This window comes from Actinoplanes sp. ATCC 53533, from assembly GCF_003947245.1.
The window spans coordinates 1-23111 of the sequence record NZ_QHHV01000251.1; the positions used below are offsets into that span (position 1 = coordinate 1).

Annotated in this window: 21 protein-coding genes; 9 read left to right on the plus strand and 12 right to left on the minus strand. The window is 72.2% G+C overall.

The annotated features are described in order from the left end of the window. The 3 genes from DMB66_RS51775 to DMB66_RS51785 form a co-directional block, all read left to right on the plus strand. Window positions 1–652 (plus strand): IS256 family transposase (locus DMB66_RS51775; protein ID WP_125811453.1); only part of this gene is annotated, 652 nt, incomplete at its 5' end. Further along, window positions 649–849 (plus strand): hypothetical protein, encoded by a 201-nt coding sequence (locus DMB66_RS51780; protein ID WP_125807675.1) that lies wholly within the window; start codon window positions 649–651, stop codon window positions 847–849. The genes DMB66_RS51775 and DMB66_RS51780, both read left to right, overlap by 4 nt. 64 nt (window positions 850–913) lie before the next feature. Beyond that, entirely contained in the window at window positions 914–1492 is a 579-nt protein-coding gene (locus tag DMB66_RS51785) for an SAM-dependent methyltransferase (RefSeq protein WP_125811454.1), read from the plus strand. Window positions 1493–1525: 33 nt separating this feature from the next. Here the strand turns inward: DMB66_RS51785 and DMB66_RS51790 are convergent, their stop codons facing one another. From DMB66_RS51790 to DMB66_RS51800, 3 genes are all read right to left on the minus strand, one after another. Continuing rightward, window positions 1526–1798 carry a protein kinase gene (locus DMB66_RS51790; protein ID WP_125811455.1) on the minus strand — a complete coding sequence of 91 codons (273 nt, stop codon included), beginning with the start codon at window positions 1796–1798 and terminating at the stop codon, window positions 1526–1528. 308 nt (window positions 1799–2106) lie between these two features. Next, entirely contained in the window at window positions 2107–2769 is a 663-nt protein-coding gene (locus DMB66_RS51795; RefSeq protein ID WP_199753140.1) for a response regulator transcription factor, read from the minus strand. Window positions 2770–2778: 9 nt separating this feature from the next. Next, the gene (locus DMB66_RS51800) at window positions 2779–4791 is read right to left on the minus strand and encodes an ATP-binding protein (RefSeq protein ID WP_158647639.1); all 2013 of its coding nucleotides are present in this window, start codon (window positions 4789–4791) and stop codon (window positions 2779–2781) included. A 172-nt stretch (window positions 4792–4963) separates the two neighbouring features. On the opposite strand from DMB66_RS51800, the gene DMB66_RS51805 reads away from it, so the two are divergent. The 3 genes from DMB66_RS51805 (at window position 4964) to DMB66_RS51815 (ending at window position 8303) form a co-directional block, all read left to right on the plus strand. Next, window positions 4964–5728, plus strand: coding sequence for an ATP-binding protein (locus DMB66_RS51805; RefSeq protein WP_158647640.1), 765 nt, complete (start codon window positions 4964–4966; stop codon window positions 5726–5728). Between the two features lie 50 nt (window positions 5729–5778). Then, window positions 5779–6879, plus strand: a complete 1101-nt coding sequence (locus tag DMB66_RS51810; protein WP_233625453.1) for an amidohydrolase family protein — start codon at window positions 5779–5781, stop codon at window positions 6877–6879. A 128-nt stretch (window positions 6880–7007) separates the two neighbouring features. Continuing rightward, window positions 7008–8303: a glutamine synthetase family protein gene (locus tag DMB66_RS51815; RefSeq protein ID WP_125811458.1), complete on the plus strand. Its 1296-nt coding sequence runs from the start codon at window positions 7008–7010 to the stop codon at window positions 8301–8303. Between the two features lie 18 nt (window positions 8304–8321). On the opposite strand, the gene DMB66_RS51820 is transcribed toward DMB66_RS51815, so the two are convergent. Then, on the minus strand, window positions 8322–8831 hold the full coding sequence (locus DMB66_RS51820) for an NUDIX domain-containing protein (protein ID WP_370320986.1): 510 nt from the start codon (window positions 8829–8831) through the stop codon (window positions 8322–8324). A 126-nt stretch (window positions 8832–8957) separates the two neighbouring features. Between DMB66_RS51820 and DMB66_RS51825 the strand changes: the two genes are divergently transcribed. After that, window positions 8958–10184, plus strand: coding sequence for a M20 family metallopeptidase (locus tag DMB66_RS51825; protein ID WP_125811460.1), 1227 nt, complete (start codon window positions 8958–8960; stop codon window positions 10182–10184). A 26-nt stretch (window positions 10185–10210) separates the two neighbouring features. Here the strand turns inward: DMB66_RS51825 and DMB66_RS51830 are convergent, their stop codons facing one another. The 7 genes from DMB66_RS51830 to DMB66_RS51860 all read right to left on the minus strand — a co-directional run bounded on the left by DMB66_RS51830 (window position 10211) and on the right by DMB66_RS51860 (window position 20331). Then, window positions 10211–10987 (minus strand): maleylpyruvate isomerase family mycothiol-dependent enzyme, encoded by a 777-nt coding sequence (locus DMB66_RS51830; RefSeq protein WP_125811461.1) that lies wholly within the window; start codon window positions 10985–10987, stop codon window positions 10211–10213. 117 nt (window positions 10988–11104) lie between these two features. After that, window positions 11105–11707 carry a dihydrofolate reductase family protein gene (locus DMB66_RS51835; RefSeq protein ID WP_125811462.1) on the minus strand — a complete coding sequence of 201 codons (603 nt, stop codon included), beginning with the start codon at window positions 11705–11707 and terminating at the stop codon, window positions 11105–11107. Window positions 11708–11741: 34 nt separating this feature from the next. Then, complete coding sequence (locus tag DMB66_RS51840) at window positions 11742–12533, minus strand: MarR family winged helix-turn-helix transcriptional regulator (RefSeq protein WP_233625454.1); 792 nt, start codon at window positions 12531–12533, stop codon at window positions 11742–11744. A 149-nt stretch (window positions 12534–12682) separates the two neighbouring features. Then, entirely contained in the window at window positions 12683–13537 is an 855-nt protein-coding gene (locus tag DMB66_RS61895; RefSeq protein ID WP_158647641.1) for a hypothetical protein, read from the minus strand. A 46-nt stretch (window positions 13538–13583) separates the two neighbouring features. Then, entirely contained in the window at window positions 13584–14243 is a 660-nt protein-coding gene (locus DMB66_RS51850) for an MSMEG_1061 family FMN-dependent PPOX-type flavoprotein (protein WP_125811464.1), read from the minus strand. 47 nt (window positions 14244–14290) lie between these two features. After that, the gene (locus DMB66_RS51855) at window positions 14291–18850 is read right to left on the minus strand and encodes a glycoside hydrolase family 2 TIM barrel-domain containing protein (protein WP_233625455.1); all 4560 of its coding nucleotides are present in this window, start codon (window positions 18848–18850) and stop codon (window positions 14291–14293) included. 86 nt (window positions 18851–18936) lie between these two features. After that, window positions 18937–20331, minus strand: a complete 1395-nt coding sequence (locus DMB66_RS51860) for a phthalyl amidase (protein WP_125811465.1) — start codon at window positions 20329–20331, stop codon at window positions 18937–18939. 135 nt (window positions 20332–20466) lie between these two features. Here DMB66_RS51860 and DMB66_RS51865 point away from each other — a divergent pair, with 135 nt between their 5' ends. Next, window positions 20467–21360, plus strand: a complete 894-nt coding sequence (locus DMB66_RS51865; RefSeq protein ID WP_125811466.1) for an alpha/beta fold hydrolase — start codon at window positions 20467–20469, stop codon at window positions 21358–21360. A 117-nt stretch (window positions 21361–21477) separates the two neighbouring features. Beyond that, window positions 21478–22254, plus strand: coding sequence for a DUF427 domain-containing protein (locus DMB66_RS51870; protein ID WP_125811467.1), 777 nt, complete (start codon window positions 21478–21480; stop codon window positions 22252–22254). Between the two features lie 9 nt (window positions 22255–22263). Here the strand turns inward: DMB66_RS51870 and DMB66_RS51875 are convergent. Then, window positions 22264–23111, minus strand: an 848-nt coding sequence (locus tag DMB66_RS51875; protein ID WP_148112864.1) for a PP2C family protein-serine/threonine phosphatase, incomplete at its 5' end; no start/stop codon positions are given.

Here is a 23111-nt window from a genome sequence, read left to right on the forward strand (position 1 = left end):
CCTCGGCGTCAAAGTCGCCACCAGCGAGACAAAACAGGCGTGGAACGCGTTCTTCGCCGACCTGGTCGCCCGCGGCCTGAGCGGCGTGTGCTTGGTGACCAGCGACGCACATGCCGGCCTGGTCGACGCGATCGCCGCGAACCTGCCCGGCACCAGCTGGCAGCGCTGCCGCACCCACTACGCCGCGAACCTCATGGCCGTGTGCCCGAAATCGGCCTGGCCGGCGGTCAAGACCATGCTGCACTCGGTCTACGACCAGCCCGACCCGAACTCGGTCCACGCCCAGTTCGACAAACTCCTCGACACCACCAGCCGATCCCTGCCCAAGGTCGCCGAACACCTCGACGACGCCCGCGCCGACCTGCTCGCCTTCACCGGCTTCCCACAGCAGATCTGGCGCCAGATCTGGTCGAACAACCCCAACGAACGCCTCAACAAGGAGATCCGCCGCCGCACCGACGTCGTCGGGATCTTCCCCGACCGCGACGCGATCATCCGCCTCGTCGGCGCCGTCCTGGCCGAACAACACGACGAATGGACCGAAGGCCGCCGTTACTTCGCTCTCGACGTCCTCGACCGCGCCCGCACCACACCCACCACCATCGTGTCCACCGCGACCGCCCAGGAACTTCAACTGGAGCCAGCAGCATGACCCACCCGACCGGCGAGCACACCATCCCTGACCCGGCCGAACGCGCCGCCCTCAACACCGCTCTGATCAACGACAACATCGAAACCGGCTGGTGGGACGACCAAGCCCGGCCCGCACCCTGGCCCGACGACATCGACCAATGGCAACCCGCCACCGGTGAACCCATCACCGGCGAACCCGGTCAACCCCTCCTCTAACCAAGATCAAATCGGAAGATCACCCAATACACCACATCCAGGGACTTGACCGCAGTTCCTTGATATCGGCACGGGCCTTCCGACTTCGCCAAACGTCCATCAGGTGGCCCAGGCCGCGAATCCTGAGAGCCGGGTGGTGTATGTGGACGCCGACCCGCTTGTGCTTGTTCACGCACGGGCGTTGCTCACCAGCTCGCCAGAGGGCCGGACCAGGTATTTCGACGCTGATGTGCGGGACCCGGAACATGTCTTCGACCAGGCGCGCGAGGTGCTGGACCTTAGCCGACCGGTTGGGCTTCTTCTTCTTTCGGTCATTCATTTCGTGAGAGACGAGGAAGATCCGTATGGCCTTGTTCGTCGATACCTTGACCGGCTCTCGCCGGGAAGCTACCTGGCGCTGTCTCACCTCACGGGCGAGTTCGACCGCCCGAGCTGGCAGTACATTTCCAGCCAGTACGACGGCACCCCGCACACCATGGTCGTGCGCGATCAGGCAACCGCCGAAGGCTTTTTCAACGGCTTGGAGCTGGTGGAGCCGGGTGTCGTATTGGTGCACCGTTGGCGTCCCGACCCGGACGAGAATCCTGATGCGTTGGAGGACCGTCAGGTGTCGTGCTGGTGTGGCGTGGCGCGCAAGCCCTGATGCTGAGATCGAATGGTGAGAGCTCCGTGACGGTCAGTCTCGTTCGCTGGTCGCCGCACATCCCAGCTCCGGACGCCGCCCGGACGAAAACCTCGACGACGGCCACAGCAGGCCGGCGTGCGCCGGTGGGGCGGGCGGGCTGTTGACGATAGCGGCCATGGTGGCCAGCGTGCTGTCGCGCTGGAACGGCGGCGTGCCGGTGACGGTTTCGTACAGCGTGACCCCGAGGGACCAGAGGTCGGCGGCGGCCGTGGTGGGCTCCCCGCCGATCCGCTCCGGCGCCAGGTAGGCCGGCGAGCCGACCATCTGCCCGCTGGCGGTCAGCCGGATCGAGCGGGCCGTTGCCGCCGTGCGGGAACCAGATCTCCTTGATCGCCACGTCCCGGCCGAGCAGAGTGTCGCGCGCGTGCCAGACCGCGCCCATCCCGCCGCGTCCGAGCGATCCGAGCAGCCGGTAGCGGCCGGCGATGACTCTGGCTTCGTCCCCGGTCATACCGGGAATGTAGCGCCGCCACGCCGAACTCCACATCGGATGGACCGGGAGATCCGATTGGAAACGGCGGAAGTGCCCGCCGGTGCGGAACTTTGCGACGGCGACGCCGGCCGGCGACGACTCAGCGGGTATGCCCCAGTCCGGCGTCGCGAGCCTTGGCGACGGCGGCTGCCCGGTCGCTGACCTGGAGTTTGGTGAGCACTGACGCGACGTGGTTGCGGATGGTCTTCTCCGACAACACCAGCCGGCGGGCGATCTCGTGATTGTTGTGGCCGGCGGCGACAAGTTCCAGGATTTCGCGTTCCCGGCAGGTGAGGTGAGGAAAGACCGTGGTGGCGTAGTCCTGGTGGGCTCCGGTGAAGAAGTCCATGATCCGCTGAGCCACGGTGGTGCCGTACACGACGTCGCCGCGGGCGACGGTGAGCACCGCGCGGACGATGTCGGCGCGGTCGGCGCCTTTGAGCAGGTATCCCCGTGCTCCCGCACGAATGGCGCCGAAGAGGGCTTCGTCGTCTTCATGCATCGTGAGGACGAGCACCGCCACCTCGGGATGCCGTGCCTTGATCTGGCGGGTCGCGCTGACACCGTCGGTGCCGGGCATCGCGAGGTCGGTGATCACCACGTCGGGTGTGATCCGGTCGACCATCTCGACCAGTTCCGCGCCGGACGAGGCCTCGCCGATCAGGTCGATCTCCGGCGCGGCACCGATAGCGGCGGTCAATCCGAACCGGAACATCGGGTGGTCGTCCGCGATCAGGACCCGCACCGGGGTGATCTCTGGCATCCGGTCTCCTCAGTGGCAGCGTGCTGATGACAAGGGCAGGGTGGCGGTGATCGTGGTTCCATCGTCGGTGGAGTCGATCGTCAGGTCGCCGCCCAGCGTTTCGGCGCGCCGGCGCATGGACGAGAGCCCCACGCCGGTGGCGGCGGTGTTCGCGGGAATGCCGCAGCCGTCGTCGCTGACCGCGATGTGCAATGCCTCGTCGGCGGTGATGGTGACGTGGGCGTGCCGGGCATGGGCGTGCCGGGCGGCGTTGGTGAGTGCTTCGGTGATGATGCGGTACGCCGCCGCCTCGATGTCGGGTGCGAGACCGGGCAGGCTCGTGGCGGTCACATCCACCGGCAGCGCCGGGCCGAGGCTGGTGGCGTGGCGTTCGACGGCCTGGGCCAGGTTCGCGGTGTCCAGGACGGTGGGCCGGAGTCCGTCGATGATGCGGCGGATGTCGCGCACCGCGGTGTCGGTTCCGGACCGCAGCCGTTGGACGAGCGCGCCGGCCGGGGTGTCCGGGTCGTCGACCTGGCCGGCGAGGGCTTGCAGTCCCAGGCTCAGGCCGGCCAGGGACGGTCCCAGCCCGTCGTGCAGGTCGCGGCGTAGCCGGTCCCGCTCGTCGCGGGTCGCGGTGACGACCCGGTTCCGTTCCGCCTCCAACGCTTCGGTCAGCTCCGCGGCCGAGACGACGACGGCGAGCTGGGTCGCCAGTGCGGTCAGCAACCGGACCTCGACTTCGGAGTAGAGCTCACCGCCCGGTGGGCCGGCCACTCTCAGCTCGCCGATTTCGGCACCGCCGAACCGCAACGACAGCGCGAGGTAGCGAGACGGCTCCTGCCCGGCGCGCGCCAGCACCTTCCCGTCCGGCGCGACGAGCACCGCTCCGTCGGCGCCGACCGCGGCCGCCACGGTCGCGACGGCAGCCGGCACCAGGTCGAGGTGGTTGTTCTCGGCGAGGCTGTCGCTCAGCTCGGCCAGCGCCTGCAGTGGATTCCGGCGGGCACCGTAGACGAAGCGGGCGGCTGCCCGCCGCAGCCGGTCACGCGCCCGGACAAGTACCACCACGGTCCCCGCGACCACGACGACGAGCAACGGGTGGCGATCCAATGACAGGCCCGCGCCCCAGGCGACGGGCAGGTAGACGTTGTAGAGCAAGGCGGTGAGCGCGGCGTAGACGAGAGCACGGCGCAGTGCGGCCGGGATCCCCAGTAAGCGGTGGCGCAGCACACCGGCTGCTATGCCGATCGGAATGATCAGCATCGGGTCTGTCAGAGCCCACAGCAGGACCGGGCCGCTGCCCGGGTACCAGCCGGCAGAGGTGAGAAGGTAGCGGCAGGCGAACGCCAGCAGGGCACAGCCCGCGAACCAGGCCAACTGCTGACGCTGCGGATACAACGCGTGCCGCCTGCAGACGAGGATGGCGACCACGATCGTTGCGGCCGCCGGCAGGTACCCGAGCAGGAGCGATATGACGCCGAGGGCCGGCGCCTGTTCGGCGTTCTCGCCGGGAAGGGACTTGAGCGCGTAATGCAACGCGATACTCGCAACGACCACCCCGGCCGGCCAGCGCCACCAGCGCGCGGGCAGACGCCCATCTGGATACGACACGAGCGCCACCGTCGGCACGATCAACAACACCACGGGGTGCAGGATCAAGAAGAGGACGTACAACAAGGCGTTCACGGCGGTCCCGCCGTCGCCGGCGGTCATGGTCACCCGCGACCTGCTCACCGCGTCGAACAGCGCAACGCAGGACAGCATCAGGCCGTAGGCGAGGAACCACCAGCTCAGAGCGTTTCCCCGACGCAGCGTGGCCAGCGCACAGCCGGCCGCGAGCCAGGCCAGCACCGGTGCGCCCCCGATGATCAGATACTCGACTGCCATCACGCGCGGGTTCGTCGAGCCGGCTATCGAGTAGGTGGACTCCCAGGCAGTGCCCCGCATGTGCACGAACGCGTTGAGGTTCACGACCGTGCTGGCCGCGAGCGCGGTAGCCGAGGCCGAAACCAGTGAGCCGATCAATAGCCGCTGTCGCATACCCCCAGTCTGAGCGCCGATATGTCCCGAACGCGACGTTTTCGTGCCTGATTTGGCCGGGCAACCTGCCCGGGCGACCCGGGACCCCCGTCTCATGCGCCCGCCCACTCGGGCGCGGCACGGTGAGGTCATCGCGTCGGGCCGTCCGCCCGCCGAACCGGAAGAGGCCACCATGAGCGTTCGCACCCGCCCCGCACCGAGGCTGCTCGCCAAGACCGTCCGCCGCCGGCCGGACCTCGAGCGGTCGGCACGGTGCCGCGAGACCGAGCTACGAGGTTTTCTCACCATGGCGGGCCACGACCTCGGGTCGCCGCTGACCGTCATCGCCGCCCACCTGCGGCAACTCCGCGAGGACAACGGATCACTGCTGGGCGCACAGGCGCACCGGGACCTCGACGTGATGGAACGCGCCGTCCGGCGCATGGACCGCCTGGTGGAGAACCTGCTCGCCCATGCCCGAGCCGACCAGTCAGAGCTACGGGCACGTGCCGTGTCGCTGGCTGACCTCGTCGCGGAGGTGACCGCGGAACGCCTCACCACGGACGACGGATCGCAAGTGACGACACACGGCTCGCTACCCGACGTACACGCCGATCCGGACCTCCTGCGACACGTGATCGACAACCTGATCGGCAACGCGCTCAAATACAAGCGGCCCGGCGCCGTCGCGCAGGTCGACATCTCCGCCCGGGTGGCACCCGGCGACGCCGTCCGCGTTGAGGTCGCCGACCACGGCATCGGCATTCCGGAAGCCGACCGGCCCAAGGTCTTCGAGGCCTTCCACCGGTCCGCCAACAGCGGCAGTTACCAGGGCACCGGACTGGGACTGGCCATCTGCCGGCGCATCGTCGAACGACACGGCGGCCGCATCGGCGTCGAGCCACACCCCGGCGGCGGCAGCCGCTTCTGGTTCACGCTGCCGCGGCAACCACGCTGACCCGCACGGGAAGGCTTTCCGGCCGGCCCCGGGTGGGGCATGCTGAGGGCGTGGACGCCGCGAGGCTGCGCCTGATCGACCATCATTGCCATGGGGTGACGGCCCGCGAGCTCGACCGTGCCGGGTTCGAGGCGCTGGCCACCGAGTCGGACCAGCCGCCGCCTGCTGGGTGTTCCGTGCTGGATTCGCAGCTCGGCTTCGCGGTGCGCCGGTGGTGTGCGCCGGTGCTGGGGCTGTCGCCGCACGCCGACGGTGCGGCCTACCTCGCGCGTCGTCGCGAGCTGGGGGCGGTGGAGGTGAACCGGCGACTGCTTCGTGCCGCCGGGGTTGACGCCTATCTCGTGGATACCGGTTTCCACGGCGGGGACCTTCTCGGCCCGGCGGAGATGGCGTCCGTCGCGGGGGCGGCAGCGCGCGAGATCGTACGGCTGGAGACGGTGGCCGAGGAGCTCGGCGAGGTGACCGCGGCCGGGTTCGCCGAGGCGTACCGGAAAGGGCTCGCGGAGGCGACCTCCCGAGCCGTGGGGGTGAAGTCGATCGTGGCCTACCGCCACGGCCTGGACTTCGATCCGCGGCGGCCGACAGGCCGGGAGGTGATCGAGGCGGCCGGGCGCTGGCTGCGGGACGGGCGACCGCGCATCACCGATCCGGTGCTGCTGCGGCATCTGCTCTGGGCCGGGATCGACCGGGGGCTTCCGGTGCAGCTGCACACCGGTTTCGGCGACCCCGACCTCGATCTGGCCCGCTGCGACCCGGCGCTGCTGACCGGTTTCCTGCGGGCGACCCAGGATCGCGGCGTCCCGGTCATGTTGTTGCACTGCTACCCGTTCCACCGGCAGGCCGGCTTCCTGGCGCAGGCGTTTCCGCACGTGTACGTCGACGTCGGGCTGGCGCTGAACCACGTGGGTGCGCGGGCCGAGGCGGTGGTGGCCGAGTCGCTCGAGCTGGCGCCGTTCCACAAGGTGCTCTACTCGTCGGATGCGTACAGTCTCGCCGAGCTGCACCACCTCGGCCCGGCGCTGTTCCGGCGGGCGTTCGCCGTTGTCACCGGCGCGTGGGTGCGCGATGGCCACTGGTCTGCCGGGGACGCCACGCGGGCCGGCGACCTGATCGGTTCGGGCAACGCGCGCCGCGTCTACGGATTGGCCTGAACGGGCGGCAGTCGTCGGACACCGCACCCTCGCGGCGCTTATCGTGGTCATGGCAGGCGTGGTCGGGCTGCCGCGGCGAACTCGCCGCCGCGACAGCGACCGGTCGGCGCCGGACCGGGAGGAAAACCGTGCCTGACACGAGCGCGCTGCACGACCGCGGGGTCCGCGGCGTCATTCTTTCGTACGTCGATACGGCCGGCATCAACCGCATCAAGGCCGTCCCGCTGTCCCGACTGGACGACGCGGTGCGCTGGGGCGTCGGGATGTCGCCGGTCTTCGACACCTTCCTCGCCGACGACTCGGTCACCAGCACCGATCTGCTCGGCGGGCCCGACGGCGACCTGCGGCTGCGGCCCGACCTCGACCGGCTCGTCGTGCTGGCCGGGCAGCCCGGCTGGGCCTGGGCGCCGGCCGACCGGTTCACCCAGGAGGGTGAACCGTGGCTCGCCGACCAGCGCGGCTTCGCCCGAAGAACGGCCGAGCTCGCGGCAGCCGACGGCATCACCTTCCGGATGGCGATCGAAATCGAGTGGGCCGCCGGGCGCGACGACGACGACTTCCGCCCGGCCTGCCGCGGCCCGGCGTACGGGATGACCCGGCTGGTCGAGCTCAGCGACTACTGCCGCGACGTGCTGGTCGCTTTGGAGGATCAGGACGTCGTCGTCGACCAGCTGCACCCCGAGTACGCGGCCGGCCAGTTCGAGGTCTCGGTCGCGGCGGCCGACCCGGTCCGCGCCGCCGACGACAGCGTCCTGGTGCGACAGACGATCCGGGCCGTCTCGCAGCGCCACGGCCTGCGGGTCTCGTTCGCGCCCTCGGTGGTCGCCGGCACGGTCGGCAACGGCGGCCACGTCCACCTCTCCGCGTGGCGCGACGGCCGCAACCTCTTCGACGGCTTCCCCGACTCCGCCGGCGGGCCGGCCGCGGCGGGCATCCTCGCCCACCTGCCGGCCCTGCTCGCGGTCGGCGCGCCCACGCCGGCGAGCTACCTCCGCCTCGTGCCGTCGCATTGGGCCGGAGCCTTCGCCTGCTGGGGCGTGGAGACCCGGGAGGCCGCGCTGCGCTTCATCCCGGGCACAGCGGGGCGACCGGGCGCGGCCAACCTCGAGGTGAAATGCTTCGACCTGGCGGCGAACCCGTATCTGCTGCTCGGCGCGCTGGTCGCCGCGGCACGCGACGGCCTCGCCGCCGGCAAGCCGCTGCCCGAGCCGATCACCGGCGATCCCGTACACCTCTTCGGCATCCCGCGACTGCCCACCACCCTGGACGAGGCGACAGACGCCTTCGCCGGCACGCCGATGCTGCGTGAGGCGATGGGCGACGCGCTCTTCGACGCCGTGGTCGCCGTCCGCCGGGCCGAGGCGGACCGGCTGCGCGACCAGGATCCCGCGGCGATCGCGGCCGCGCTGCGCTGGGTGTTCTGAGCGCGTGCTCGGTCGTGGTCAGGCTCGATGCGCGGCGAGAACCTCGCTGAACATCCCGGGGTAACTGTCGTGAGCCAGGCGCAACTCTCCGAGCGCGTCCGCGGTGAACCACGCGATGGCATCGTGTTCGTCCGGCGCGACGTTGGCCGGAGACCCCACCCACGCTTCGATCAACCAGATCCGCATGTCGAACGTGTCGCCACGAACTTCTCGCAGGGGCGGACCCGTCGGCGCCGCGATCTCGACGCCCAACTCCTCTCGGAGCTCCCGAGCGAGTGCGGCGCCAGGCAGTTCCCCGGGCTCCACATGCCCACCAGGAAGGTCCCAGACGTCGGGATACCAGCGGCGCCGGGGAGATCGGTGACAGAGCAGTATCCGGTTGCCGTCCCGCAGCAACGCCACGACGACGCGAGCCCTCGGAGGGCGTTCCGCTGAGATCGGCACAGGCGCATTCTGCCACCCGCCGCGAGCCGGCACCGCCCCGCGCCGAACGCCGGATCGACGAAGCCCCACCCTGCCTCGCGTCACGGGGCGGGACAAAGGTGATAGGTGAACCGGCTACCGTCGTCGCCGTTGAGCTCCCGGTCCCCGGTCAGGCGGCGGCGCCGCGATAACCAGTTGCGTACCGGCCAGTCGCTTCGCCACCTTTGCCACGTGACGTCACAAGACGAAGAGCTGATCGAGCTCCGCCGGGAGATCCACCGCCGCCCCGAGCTCGCCGGCGAGGAGCGGGAGACGGCCGGGTTGGTCGCGGAGCAGCTGCGAGCGGCCGGGCTGGAGGTGACGACCGGCGTCGGCGGGCACGGAGTCCTCGCGGTGCTCGACGGTTCCGCGGACGGCCCGACGGTGGTGTACCGGGCGGACATGGACGCCGTCGACGCCGACCGGGCCGTGCTGCCCTTCCCCCGGTCGGGCAGGGTTTTCGACGAGGGCTTCGCCTCGCGTGTCCCCGGCGTCGCCCACCTGTGCGGGCACGATCTGCACACCGCGATCGGCGTCGGCGTCGCCCGGGCCCTGGCGCAGGGCTCTGAACCGGTACGCGGCCGGTTGGCATTCGTCTTCCAGCCGGCCGAGGAACCCCTGCGGGGCGCGCGGGCGATGCTCGAGACCGGGCTGGTGCAACGGCTCGCGCCCCGCGAAAGCTATGCGCTGCACTGTGCCCCGTTCCCGACCGGCACCATCGCGGTGTCTCCGGGATACGGCCTGCCCGGGCTGGACCAGGTCCGGATAGTGCTGCCGGGTGGGGACGACGCGGCAGTCGCCGCCATCGCGTCCGAAGTGGCGGAACTCGGCAACGTCGAGTATCCGCGGAGCCTCGCCGACTATCACGCGCGCTTTCACGCGGTGCTGGATCCGGAGATCGCCGCCTCGATCCAGGAATCGGTGTGCGTCGACCAGTGGACCGAACACACGTCCGACGCGCAGCCCGTCGCCACCATCCTGCTGCGGGTCTGGCCGCAGGAGCGGTTTCCGGAGCTGCGCGCGCGGGTCGAGCGGCTCGCGGCGGCCGCCGGCGGACACGTCGAGTTCCCCGGCGACCCGTTCCCCGCCATGGTGAACTCGGCGGAGCTCAGCACGGCGGCGGGCCGGTACTTGAGCGCGGCGCTGGGGCCGGAGTCCGTCCGGTGGGCCCGGGCGTCCTGGCCCTTCAACTGCGAGGACTTCGCACTGTTTCTCCACGAGGCGCCGGGAGCGATGCTCTACCTCGGCGTCGCGGACGCCGAGACGGGGATGAACGGCGCGCCGCACGCCCCCGACTTCGCCGCCGACGAGCGGGCGATCGGCCACGGCGTGCGCGCCATGGCCGGTCTGCTGACCGACCGGCTGGCAGCCCGGTCCGGGGTTGGGCAGGAGCGGCACAGCGACCAGCGCCGAGAATGATCTCGCTCTGGGGCCGTCGTCGCGTCCTATACCGCCGGCTCCCAGGCGATCAGCTGGTCGAAGACGCGCCGGTCGCCGTCGAGCCGCAACGACTCCATCGGAATGCGGCCGTAGCAGAACATGACCAGCTCATTGGCCGTGCCCCGGGCGGAGGCATAGGCCACCTCCGGGCCCTCGCCGGCGGGCGGCGTGCGGAGGCGGGCTGTCCGGGCGCCGTCGGCGGAGAACCAGAGCCGCCAGGAACGGCCCTCGGTGGCGTGGTAGTCGATGACCGCGGGCTTGTGCGGCCACGCGGCCGTCGTCGCGACGCAGGTGGTCAGGAACTCGTCGACACCGTCGAGGGCCACCTCGTCCGGCAGCGGCTGCGGGGCGCCCACGGCGACCTGGGCGTCGTAGGTGTGCACGGCGACCTGCTGGAGCTGGTGCCGGGCGACGGCACCAGTCGTCTGCGGCGACTGCGACGGACCCCACCACGTCCAGCAACCACGATCCGGGCCGGCCTCCCGCAGCGCGTCCAGCAGCTCCTCCGTCGACGCGGCGAACCAGGCCAGCAGGGCCTCGCGCTCCCGGGGCACCACCGGGGCGGACAGCGCCGGCGGAGCGTCGGCGGGCCCCGCGGCCACCGTGGCGGCCCACCTGCGGCGCCCCTCGCCCAGGTGCTGCACCAGATCGAACAACGTCCACTCGGGGCAGGTCGGCACCCGCACGTCGAGGCTGGGTGCCGCGGCGACCGCCGCCCGGAAAGCGGTCGATCGTTCGTCCATCAGCCGCAACAGGTCAGCGAACTCCAGAGTCTGTTCCACCGCGGCTTTGTACCACCCCCCTCCGACAACCGACAGCGGTTTTCCCCACCCCGGCGGCTTCCCTCAGGACGGCATGGCACTCGCGTGCCTGTCGGCGAGCCGACGCCCGGTGGCGAGTCACGCGGGCGCCGCCGGCGAACCGGACTGGGCTGTCGGTCGCTGTCCGAGCGTGCGGTAGCGGAGGCATACGACGCCGTTGCGGAATCGGCGCTCATCGAGGAGCTCGAGGTCCGCGCGCATGCCGGTCGGCAGGCCTGGCTTGCCCCCGCCGACGACCACGGGCCAGATGAACAGCTGGCACTCGTCGACCAGCCCGGCCTTGAAAGCCCGCGCCGCGAGGTTCGCACCTCCTACGGTGAGATCTTTGCCGGCCGCGGCCTTCAGCTGGTGCACCGCGGCGGGGTCGAAACGGCGTTCGAGGCGGGTGTCGGCAGTTGACACCGCGGCGAGGGTGGTGGAATAGACGACTTTGTCCGCCGCCTGCCAGGCGCTCGCGAAGTCGGCCGTGAGGTCGGACTGCGCGGCCAGAGCGGCGTCGGTTTCCCAGACCGCCATCGCCTCGTACAGGCGCCGCCCGTAGAGAAACGTGCCCACAGACCGCAGGAGCTCGGTGTAGAGCGCGAACAGCTCGTCGTCCATCGGGAGCCAGTCGAAGGCGCCGCGGTCGTCCTCGATGTAGCCGTCAATCGATACATTCGTCACGTAGATGAGCTTGGCCATGTGCCGTTACCTCTCGATTGTCGATCGAACTGGATCAAGTTCGGGCCGTTACCGCGGCGGCGATCGGCTCGAGTCCCGCGACCAGCTCGTCGAGCTCGGCCGCGCTGAGCACGGCGTACGCCGGCGCCGCCAGCTCGTCGGTGAGGGCCTCGATCCGCTCCTTGGTCTCCCGTCCGGCGTCGGTGAACCCGCCGGCGGCGTCCACGAGACCGCGGCCGCGCAGCCCGTCGATGACAGCGGTCAGCTGTGCCTCGGGCAGGTGGTGGATCCGGCCGAACTCCTGCGCCCGCATTCCGAGGGAGAGCGCGAGCAGGACGTGGGCCTCGGTGCCGCCGATGCCGTGGGCGAGCAGGGCGGCGTTGTGGCCGTCCCCGCGGTGCTCCCGCAGCAGCGTCGCCGCGTGCCAGAGCCTGGCCACCGGCTCCTCGGGCACGTCGAGCGCCCGGAGCCCGGCGTACAGCGCCCGGCCCTCGGTCGGCGCGCTGACCGCTGCCCGGGTGGCGAGGTCGGCGATCCGTGCCAGGTCGGGAGAGTCGGCGAGCTCCCCGCTCAGCTGCCGTAGCGCGGCGGCGCTGCCCCGCTCGCGGACGGCGATCGCCTCCTTCGGGGTGATCTTCCCCCAGACCCACGGGATGTGGCGCGCCACCTCGCCGGCGGCGAAGTTGTAGAAGACCGCGTGCACCACGTCGGCCGGTGCCAGGCCCAGCGGCGCGGCGCGGCCCGCGAAGTATCCGTCCCAGTAGTTGCGCATGCCGAGGGCCAGGAACGCTTCGTTCGGCACCTCGGAGAAGGTGACGGTGGCGATCGGCTCGACGAGCTCGAACATGCGGTGGACCTTGGGCTGTGGGTGTGGCATCGGTCGGCTCTCCCGCGGTCGTGACGGCGCCCTGGTGGGCGGCCGTTCACCGTAGCCACGAACGGCGCGGCCCGGATCCGACAGCTCCGGTCGACAATTATCCAGCCGAGCTCAGTTCGTCAGGGACGGTTGTGCACGAACCACGCCGCACCCTCGGGCATGGCGACGGCGACCTCCCACCGGCTCAGCTCGAGGTTCGGGGCGAGCGCCTTGAGCTGGCCGGCCGCGGTCCACGCCCCGTCGCCCGGTGCCGGCGGGCTACCCACCTGGAACTGCAGCATGGTGCCCCACGAAGCGACCAGGCGGGCGTCCCACCGGTGCCGCCACTGCGCCAGGACCTCGGCGAGCGCCAGCTGGTATTCCGGGGTGGGCGCACCGTAGAAGTCCACCCAGTATCCCGAGCGGCGGACGTCGCTGGTGGGCAGCAACATGAGCAAGGCGCTGTCAGGTGTGTACCAGTAGTCGGTCCGCGTCACCAACCGCACCCTGCCGAGCACCTGGGCGTGCAGGTCGGCGTCGGCGAGCAGCCGGTCGTACAGCGCCCGCTCCAGCGCCTGGCGCGGAGCCGGCAGCGCCACATCCGGCACCAGGGCGGTCAGGTCGACGCCGGCGACGCCCCGCGCGTAGTACTCGGCCTCGCCTTCGTCGACCTGGTCGTCCTCGCCGTAGTGGCGGTAGGCCAGCCAGGGATCGGACGACTCGGCCGCCTCGGCGAACGCGCGCAGCTCCGACTCCGACGGACCCGGCTCGGGCTCGGGCCGGATCCTCAGGGTGTCCTCGAAGTCGTCGGTGACCATGACGGGCCGGCGCCCGATGACCGGTGCCAGTGCCTCGGCGGCCCGCCAGGCCTCGTGCAGGCGATCGGCTTCGATGTCGGAGACCAGGACGGTGCCCGACGGGCCGTGCCCGATCGGCAGGCCGGCCAGGGGCGTGCCGACGAACGCCGCTTCGATCCGGTCGAGGTCATTTCGCACGGTGAGAGTGTCTCCGATCATCGACCCGACGCGGCGCGGAGGTGGGCTACTCGTACCGGTACTTCAGCGCGTCCGCCTCCCTCTGCTCGATGTCGGCGATCGTCAGCTCCGGCATCCGCAGCTGGGCCAGTGTCACCTCGGCCGAGGTCGGCTGGGCGTCCGCCGGCAGCCACTGCTCCGGCTTCCAGGCCGCGCCGCGCAGCAGCGCCTTGGGGCAGTGCGGGTAGACCTCCTCGATCCCCAGCACCAGCGCGCTGGCCGGCGGCTTGCCCACGGCGGTCAGCTGCGACAGCAGCTCGGGGCGGGTGGAGACGCAGGCCCGGCCGTTCACCCTGAGCGTGGTGGTGCGCCCCGGGATGACGAACAGCAGCCCGGCCCGCCCGGTGGCGACGACGTTCTGCAGGCTGTCCAGACGCTTGTTGCCGGTCGCGTCCGGTATCGCCACCGTCCGGGCGTCCAGGACGGCGACGAATCCGGCGGGGCCGCCGCGCGGGGAGACGTCGCAGTTGCCCTCGGCGTCCACGCTGGCGACGAAGACCAGCGACGAGCAGCCGATCAGCCGCCGGGTCTGCTCGGTGAGCTCGGTCATCTGCTTGCGCACGGCCGCGTCGCCGGGCAGCTCGTAGGCCCGGCGCAGCGCCTCCTGGTCGGGCACGGCGTCGAGGCGCAGCGAGTCGAAGGCGCTGGCGGCGAGGGCTGGCGTCATGCCATCGACCCTAGTGGACCAGAGCACTCCCCCGGATGCGGCCGTCATCAGGCGCAGGCCAGCCGGGCCGCCGCCCAGTCGGCGTGGTCGTTGCCGTTGCCGTTGCCCGCGTCGGTGACCCGCAGCTCCAGCCGCCGCACGCCGGTCACGTCGACGTCCAGGCGCTGGGCCGGGGCCGCGCCGGTGAGCACGCCCGTCTGCGCCAGCCGGCTGCCGTCGCCCCAGACCTCGAAGGTGACCGAGCCCGCGCTGCCCGTCTCGTCGTCGACGCCCACGTCCGCGCGCAGCCGGGTGCACTCCCCGCCGAGCTCCACCTGGACGGTCGAGACGGCGTGCACCCCGATGCCCTTCGGGTAGACGACGTCGCCGATGGTCAGCGGGCGGCCGTCGGCGGCGCCCTGTTCGCCGTTGCTGCGGTCCTTCTCGGCCGGTCCCCAGCCGTTCACCGGGGCGGTGAACGGGCGGTCGCTGAGCCACTGGTAGCCCGCCGGCAGCGGGGCCTCGGTGGTCGCGGTCGCGGTGGTGGTCGACCGGAAACCGTCCGGGGTGGCGGTCTCCGCCGTCGCGGTCAGGCGGTACGTGCCGATGTCGGTGCCCGCCGGGGCGGTGACACTGAACGTCGCCGTCTCCCGTTCGGCGATCGCGCCCAGGTCCACCGAGGCGGGCTGCACCGTCCAGCCGTCGGGGGCGGCCAGCCGTACCGTCGCGTCCCGCAATCCGGCCGCGCAGCGGGCCGCGACCTGGACCCGCACCGGTTCGGCCGTGCCCGGCTCGATCCGGCCGTCCGTGGTGACCGTGAGCTCCGGCGGGCACGGCGCCGGCACGTCCGCGTCGGGCACCCCGCCCGCGGCCACCTCGGCGCGGGTGAGCGGGCGCAGCACGAGCTCGTGGGAGTACGGCTGGGTGGGCGAGAGCTTGTACGGCGCGAGGACCGAGTTCGGCGTCTCCCCCATCCCGGTCTCGCCGGCCTCCGCGTGCAGCGTCACCCAGTCCTTGTTGCGCACCAGCGGGAGCTGGTGGTCATACTCGGCGCGGTCCAGGTCGTCGTGGGCGGTCACGCTGACGTCGGAGGTGCCGCCGACCAGCAGCCCGGCCCGGCCGTCGCGCAGGGTCGCCCAGCGCGTGTCGGTGTGGTTGCCGTTGGCCTGCGGCCGCGAATACCGGACGTATTCCTGGTCGACCGTGCTGCGGTAGACGCCCATCGGGGCGCCGCTGCGCCGGTCGTTGTAGGACTCCTGCGGGCCGCGCCCGTAGTAGGCGAAGCGCTGCATCTCCGCCGGCAGCCGCAGGGAGATCCCCACCCGGGGCAGGTACGGCAGCGCGCCCACCCGCGATCCCTTGGCGGCGACGTCCTGGCGCAGCGTGACGGTGCCGCGCCGGTCGATCCGGTAGGTGAGCGTCTGGTCGAACGACAGCAGCGCCTCGGTGCCCGGCCCGGCGGCGACACTGCGCACCGTGACCACCACGGCGTCGCTCTCGGTGCGGGTGTCCACGCCGGTGACCGTGGTCCGCAGCCGGTCGAGGCCGGTCTCGTGCCAGATCCGCCGGTCGTCGGTGCCCCAGTCGTAGGTCTCGTTGCTGGTCGGCGGCCGGTACACGTCCAGCTGCGGCCCGCCGCGCAGCAGTTCGCGGCCCGCCGCGCGCATCGAGGTCAGCGAGCCGGCGTCGAAGCGGTAGGCGAAGTCCTTGCCCGAGACCGTCACCGCGTCGCCGCGGGTGGCCACGGCGGGCGCGCCGGGCACGGGGAGCGGGAGGATGCCCGGCACGGCCCGGCCGCCGACGGCGAACTGGTCGTGCCCGACGATCCAGCCCCGGCGGGCCCAGGCGGTGTCCCGGTTGCTGGCCGCGGTCACGGTGAGGAAGCGTTCCCGGTCGGCCGGGTTCGCCGGCAGCGGGCCCGGGTCCAGGGCGTACGTCTGGCCCGGGGCGAGCCGCACCCGCCGGCTGCCGCCGCGCAGCACCCGGTCCTGCTCCTTGACCTGCCAGCGCAGGGTCACGTCGAAGTCGCCGGCCTGCTGCTCGTTGTGCACCCGCAGCGTGCCGTCGGCGCGGGTGATCCGGACCGGGGCCTGCGCCCAGGCCATCTCGGCGGTCTCCGGCTGCACGTAGCGGTCCGAGCCGACCAGGCCGTCGGTGCCGGACAGGCTGATGCCGAGGCTCAGGAAGTCGCCGCGGCGGGAGAAGCTGTCGAAGTTCAGGGCCAGGACCGCGCCGGCGACCGGGTCGGCGCCCGCGGCCAGCTGCGCCGGGGTCAGCGCCACCGGGTGGATGCGGGCGTCGTCGATCAGGCCGCGGCCCAGCCGGATGCTCCACAGGTCGTTGTCCTGCTGGTTCTGGGCGTTGCGGCCCAGGTTGACCTCGAACAGGCCCGGGTCCACCGCGCCGGTGCGGGCGGTCGCCGCCACCTCGGCGCCGTCGATGAACAGGCGCAGGGCGGTGCCGTCGTAGACGCCGGTGACCCGGTGCCAGGCGCCGTACCAGTTCGCCGGCACGTCGGCGGCGGCCGTGGCCCAGCCGCCGGCGTTCACGCCGAACTCCAGGGTGTCGCGGTCGCGCATCTGCAGCGCGTACCCCTGGCCCTTGGTGAGGATCGGGAAGCTGCCGGCCCACTCGCCCGGCTTGACCCAGGCGTCCAAGCTCAGCGGACCGGTCAGGTCCAGCCGTTTGTCGCGGAAGACGTCCACGAAGTCGTCCAGGCTGGACAACTCCACGGCCTGGCCGCGCCGGCCGGGCACGGTGGCGGGCTTGCCGACCAGGAACGTCTGGATCCGGTTGGCCGCGTCCGGGGTGGTGATCAGCGGCTGGCGCAGGTTCTGCTCGGCCCAGTCCCAGATGAAGCCGCCCTGCATCGCCGGATACTTGCGGGCCAGCGCCCAGAACTGGTCGAAGTTGCCCAGCCCGTTGCCCATGGCGTGGGCGTACTCGCCCATCACGATCGGCTTGGTGCTGCTCAGGGTGCGGCTCTCCAGCCGGGCCGGCGTCGGGTAGCGCGGGCCGTCCACGTCGGCGAACGGGGCGTCGCCGTCCGGGTTGTTGGACTGGTGGTAGAGCAGCCGGGTGGGCTCGTTGGCGTCGGCCCAGGCGGCCATCGCGTGGTGTGCGGCGCCGAGGCCGGCCTCGTTGCCGGTGTCCCAGAAGATGACGCTCGGGTGGTTCTTGTCGCGGGCGACCATCGCCTGGAAGCGGTCGGCGAACGCGGCCTGCCACTCCGGGCGGTCGGCGAGGCAGTTCGACGGGCAGTTCTCGTGGCTGTGCGTCTCGATGTCCACCTCGTCGTCGACCCACAGGCCGTGCTCGTCGGCCAGGTCGTACAGGTAGGGATCCGACGGGTAGTGCGAGGTGCGGACCGCGTTCAGGTGCAGCTTCTTCATCAGGAAGACGTCGTCGCGCTGGGCCTGCCGGGTGACGTACCGGCCGGTGTCCGGGTCGGTCTCGGCCCGGTTGGTGCCCTTGATCAGGATGCGCTTCCCGTTGACCAGGATCTGCCGGTCGCGGACCTCGATCTCGCGGAAGCCGACCGGCTGGGCGGTGGTGTGCAGCGCCCGGCCGCCCGGGCCGAGCAGTTGCAGCACGAGGGTGTAGAGGTTCGGCTCCTCGGCGCTCCACTTCGCCGGGTTCGCGATCGGCGCGCTCAGCGTGACCTCACCGAGGCCCGCCGCGGCGTTCATCGTGGTCACGGTCCGGCCGCGCGCGTCCCGCAGGGTGCCGCGCACGGTGAAGCTGCCGGGTACGCCCGCGACGTCGATCCGGGCCTTCAGCGTCGCGTCCCGGTACGCCGCGTCGAGATCGGTGGTGATGGTGGCGTCCCGCAGCCGGGTCTGTGCCATCCGGTAGAGCCGGACGTCGCGGAAGATGCCGCTGTAGCGCCACTGGTCGACGTCCTCGAGGTGGGCGCCGCTGCCCCAGCGGTGCACCTGGACGGCGATCTGGTTGCGGCCGGGGCGTAGCCGGGCGGTGATGTCGAATTCCGCCGGGGTGTAGCCGCCCTGGTCGTAGCCGACGTACCCGCCGTTGACCCAGACCAGGTAGTTGCTGGTGACGCCCTCGAAGCGCAGGAACACCCGGTCGCTGTCGCGGGTCCAGTCCGCGGGCAGGTCGACCGTGCGCAGGTACGCGCCGGTCGGGTTGACGTCGCGGGGCACCTTCGGCGGGTCGTCCGGGACGATGTCGGACGGGATGTTGCGGAAGATCGGGTGGTCGATGAAGTCGGACTGCCAGGTGTGCGGCACGGACGCCGACGGCCAGGCCGACGCGTCGAAGCCGGCGTCGTGGAAGGCCGCGGGCACGTCGTCCGGCCGGTCGAAGATCTTCAGCCGCCACCTGCCGTTCAGCGACCGCACGTTCGGGTCGGGGGCGTCGTGGCTGGTCACATCGGCCGCGGCGGCGGCGACACCGGCGTACGGGCGCAGGTCGACGTGCGGCGCCTCCTGGCCCTCCCCGGTGAGCCGGGGATCCTCCAGGTAGCGGTACACCTCCGCCACCGTGCGCGGGCCCTCACCGACCGGCGGCGCCACCGGCGCGGCGGCGGCCACGGCCGGCGTCACCACGGGCAGGACGAGGACGAGGGCGAGGGCGGCGCGCGAGATCCACGACGGGGTACGGTGCAACGGTCGCTCCTGGGCTCGGCTGACGCGTAAGCGCTTCCATTGAACCCTTTCAATGAAGGCGCTTCCCTGTCAACAGGCGGCGCCGATCAACAGGCGGGGCCGAAGGCCGCCCGCTGACCGACCGTGTAGCGGCAGCCGAAGTCCGCGGCGGCCACCGTCCGCCGGTTGAGGATCGCGTCGCCGCCCGGCCGCTGCCCGGTGCGCACCCACCGGACCAGGTCGTCGAAGCCCTGCCGCAGCTCCGGCTGGGTGAAGTCGCAGTGCCCGACGCCCCGGATCGCCCGGGAGACGACCAGCTTCGCGCGGCCGTTGTGCAGGGCCCGGCGGGCGTACACCTGCTCCATCGAGAACGGTACGAACAGGTCGCCCACGTCGTGCAGCGACAGCACCGGCACGCTCGGCCGGCCGTCGACGCGCGGCACGCCGTCCAGGCCCCGGCTCGGCCCGGTGGTCGGGGCGACCCGCAGCACCTTCGCGTTGAGGCGCCGCTCGGCGGCCGTGGGCAGCAGGCGGTCGGTGCTGCGGTACAGGGTGAACCGGTTGTCGGTCAGGTTGCCGTCCGCGATGCCGGCGGTGCCGCCGGACAGGCCCGGGTAGAGACCGAACAGGAACGGCAGGTCCGCGGTCGGCGCCGACGAGGGCGCGGTGTTCCAGTACGCGAACGAGTTGGCGAAGCCCGGCCGCTCCCCGCCGGAGCGCCGCTCGACGACGTCCGACCAGGTCCGGCCGGCGTCGGTGAGCACCGGCGGCCGGCCGGTGGCGACGCCGAGGGCCGGCAGGATCCGCTTGACCTGGGCCCGCCAGCGGTCGGCGTAACCGGCGTCCGGCGCCGCGGGGAACTCGACGCCGACGCCGGCGAGCGCGGCGGCGGTGACATTCGCGTCCAGGAAGTAGTCGAACAACTCGGCATCACCCAGCACCCCGCAGACCGGCATGGCGCCGACGAAGGCGCGCGGGTGCTCCTCGATCGCGACCGCGGTGATGTGGCCGCCCATCGACGCGCCGGTCATGTAGACCGAGCTCGCGCGCTTCGTGGTGACCCGGCGGAACAGGTCGATCAGCGCGTACGAGTCGCGGACGCCCTGGCCGACGTCGTAGCCGTTGGTCTGGTAGCTGGACGCGGCCCACGCGAAGCCCTCGGCGACGTAGTGCGCGCGCAGCGACGGACTGTCCACGTAGACGACGTTGCCGGTGCCGCGGTAGCCGTGCGCGTACACCACGAGCCGGCCGTTCCAGGCCTTCGGCACCTCGATCCGGTAGGCGGCGCCGTCGCGGATGCCGGTGTGCACGGTGGACTCCGGCGTGGCGGTGAACGGGGTGCCGTTCGGCTCGCACGCCGGGTCGGCGACGAGGTAACCGGGCCGGGTGGTGCTGGCGACCGGGGCGGCGCAGGCGGGCGCGGCGGCCGCGGCCGGCGCCTCGATCCCGCCCAGCGACAGGACGGGCGCGAGCAGGATGGCGACGTGTTTCCGGCTGAACATCACAGAGTTACCTCCGAGTAACACTCAAGGACTCCCGGGCGGGGATGTCAAGGCCGGTGATTTCACCGATGTGTCCGGCGGGTTTCCGGCCGAAGACTGACGGTCGTCGATCCGCCCACCCCCGAGGAGCCCGACGTGCAGTCATCGACCATCCCCACCCGTACCGGGTCCCGCCGCCTGCTGGTCACCGCGGCCGCCGCCCTCGCACTGATCGCCGGCTCGCTGGCCGGCGCCACCGCCGCCGGGGCCGCGAGCCCGTACGAGCGCGGCCCGGACCCCACCGCCGCCGCCCTCGACGCCAGCCGTGGCCCGTTCGCCACCGCGCAGCAGACCGTGTCCTCGATCAGCGTCTCCGGCTTCGGCGGCGGCGTCATCTACTACCCGACCAGCACCGCGGAGGGCACCTTCGGGGCCGTCGCGATCGCACCCGGCTTCACCGAGACCTGGTCGAACCTCGACTGGCTCGGGCCGCGGATCGCCTCGCACGGCTTCGTGGTCTTCGGCATCGACACCAACTCGGTCTTCGACCAGCCGGACTCCCGCGCCGACCAGTTGCTCGCGGCGCTGGACTACCTGACCCGGACCAGCTCGGTGCGGACCCGCGTCGACGCCTCCCGGCTCGCTGTCTCCGGGCACTCGATGGGCGGCGGCGGCTCCCTGGAGGCCGCCAGGGACCGGCCGTCGCTGCAGGCCGCGGTGCCGCTGGCGCCGTGGCACTCGACCAAGTCGTGGTCCGGCCTGCGGGTGCCCACCCTGATCATCGGCGGCGAGAGCGACGCGATCGCGCCGGTGTCGTCGCACGCGATCCCGTTCTACACCAGCATCCCGGCGGCGGCGGAGAAGTCGTACCTGGAGCTCAACAACACCGGCCACCTCTTCCCGCTGAGCACCAACAACCCCACCGCCCGGCAGGCGGTGTCCTGGCTCAAGCGCTTCGTCGACGACGACACCCGCTACGACCAGTTCATCTGCCCCGGCCCGAGCGGCTCCGCCGTCTCGGACTACCGCAGCACCTGCCCCCTGTCCTGAGCACGACTGCCCTGGGCACGACAGCCCTGAGCACGACTGTCCTGAGCACGACCGGACCGGAAGCCGGCGGGTGCGCGTGCCCTGCCGGCTTCCGGGCTGTCCCGGTACGGTCGGGCCATGCCGAACTATCCGGGACTGAGCACGCCGGTCGGCCACATCGAGCCGGTGCCCCGCCGGATCCGCGCCCTGCTGGGCGGCCGGACGGTGCTGGACACGACCCGCGCGGTCTACGTGTGGGAGTGGCCGCCGTACCCGCAGTACTACGTCCCGGCCGCCGACCTGGCGCCCGGCGCGCTCGTCCCCTCCGACCACGTGGACGAACAGGCCCTCGGCACCGCCCGGCGGGTGGGCCTGCGCGCCGGAGACGTCAGCCGCCCCGCCGCCGGGCACCTGCACACCGGTGACGTGGTGCCCGGGCTGGCCGGCCTGGTCCGGCTGGAGTGGAACGCGGTGGACGCCTGGTTCGAGGAGGACGAGGAGGTCTTCGTGCACCCGCGCAACCCGTACGCGCGGGTGGACGCGCTGCGCTCCACCCGGCACGTGCGGGTCGAGGTCGAGGGCCTGGTGCTGGCCGAGTCGGCGACGCCGGTGCTGGTCTTCGAGACCGGCCTGCCGACCCGCTACTACCTGCCCCGCACCGCGCTCGACCACACCCACCTGCGGCCGAGCCGGACGGTGACCGCGTGCCCGTACAAGGGGCGCACCACGGCCTACTGGTCGGTGCGGGTGGGCGACACCCTGCACCCCGACCTGGCCTGGTCGTACGACTTCCCGACCCGGGAGCTGCTGCCCATCGCCGGGCTGGTCAGCTTCTACAACGAGAAGGTCGACATCTTCCTCGACGGCGAGCCGCTCGACCGGCCGCGGACCCCCTTCTCCCCCGCCGGCGAGTGACCCGGCGGCTCAGCTCGTCCGCAGGTAGCGGCGCAGGTCCTGGGTCTGCCCCGAGGTCGGGCGGACCGCCAGGATGCACGTGTCGTCGTCCGGGTTGGCCTGGCGCAGCCGGCTGACCAGCTCCGCCAGCGGTTGCCGGGGCGCCGCCGCCACCGCCTCGTCGACGGTGCGGATCACCGCGTCCAGGCCCTCGTCCAGGCTGCGGCAGCGGTGTTCCACCAGCCCGTCGGTGTAGAGCAGCAGCACGTCACCGAGCTCCAGCCGCAGCTCGGCGCACTCGTAGGAGGCGTCCTCGACCACGCCCAGCATGGGGCCGGCGGGGCGGGGCAGCGGCCGGGTGCGGCCGCCGCGGCTCAGCAGCGGCGGCGGGTGCCCGGCCTGGGCCCAGGTCAGCCGGCGCAGGGCCGGCTCGTAGCGGGCCACGATCGCGGTCGCGGCCGTCTCCGGACGCTCCTGGTCCAGGTCACAGGTGATCCGGTTCAGGTAGCCGAGCAGCTCGGCCGGGTCGGTGGTGGTCACCGCCAGGGCCCGCAGCGAGTAGCGCAGCTGCGCCATGGTGGTCGCCGCCAGGGTGCCGTGCCCGGCCACGTCGCCGATCGCCAGCAGCACCGAGCCGTCGCGCAGCGCCGCCGCGTGGTACCAGTCGCCGCCGACCAGGCTCTCCTGCCCGGCCGGCAGGTAGCGCACCGCGACCTTGACGCCGGGCAGCTCCACCGGGCCCTCCGGGATCGGCAGGATGATGTGCTGCAGCCGGGCCGCGAGCTCGTGCTCGGCGTGCAGGCTGCGGCGGTGCTCGGCGAGCTGCTGCTCCACCTCGGCCAGCCGGCGGGCACCGGCCTCCCGGGCGGTGACGTCCT

Excerpts from the sequence above, each read along its gene's own strand:
- DMB66_RS51800 (WP_158647639.1), bottom strand. The coding sequence starts at position 4,791 with ATGCGACAGCGGCTATTGATCGGCTCACTGGTTTCGGCCTCGGCTACC.
- DMB66_RS51795 (WP_199753140.1), bottom strand. The coding sequence starts at position 2,769 with ATGCCAGAGATCACCCCGGTGCGGGTCCTGATCGCGGACGACCACCCG.
- DMB66_RS51870 (WP_125811467.1), top strand. The coding sequence starts at position 21,478 with ATGCCGAACTATCCGGGACTGAGCACGCCGGTCGGCCACATCGAGCCG.
- DMB66_RS51805 (WP_158647640.1), top strand. The coding sequence starts at position 4,964 with ATGAGCGTTCGCACCCGCCCCGCACCGAGGCTGCTCGCCAAGACCGTC.
- DMB66_RS51790 (WP_125811455.1), bottom strand. The coding sequence starts at position 1,798 with ATGGTCGGCTCGCCGGCCTACCTGGCGCCGGAGCGGATCGGCGGGGAG.
- DMB66_RS51850 (WP_125811464.1), bottom strand. The coding sequence starts at position 14,243 with ATGACGCCAGCCCTCGCCGCCAGCGCCTTCGACTCGCTGCGCCTCGAC.
- DMB66_RS51835 (WP_125811462.1), bottom strand. The coding sequence starts at position 11,707 with ATGGCCAAGCTCATCTACGTGACGAATGTATCGATTGACGGCTACATC.
- DMB66_RS51780 (WP_125807675.1), top strand. The coding sequence starts at position 649 with ATGACCCACCCGACCGGCGAGCACACCATCCCTGACCCGGCCGAACGC.
- DMB66_RS51840 (WP_233625454.1), bottom strand. The coding sequence starts at position 12,533 with ATGTTCGAGCTCGTCGAGCCGATCGCCACCGTCACCTTCTCCGAGGTG.
- DMB66_RS51860 (WP_125811465.1), bottom strand. The coding sequence starts at position 20,331 with ATGTTCAGCCGGAAACACGTCGCCATCCTGCTCGCGCCCGTCCTGTCG.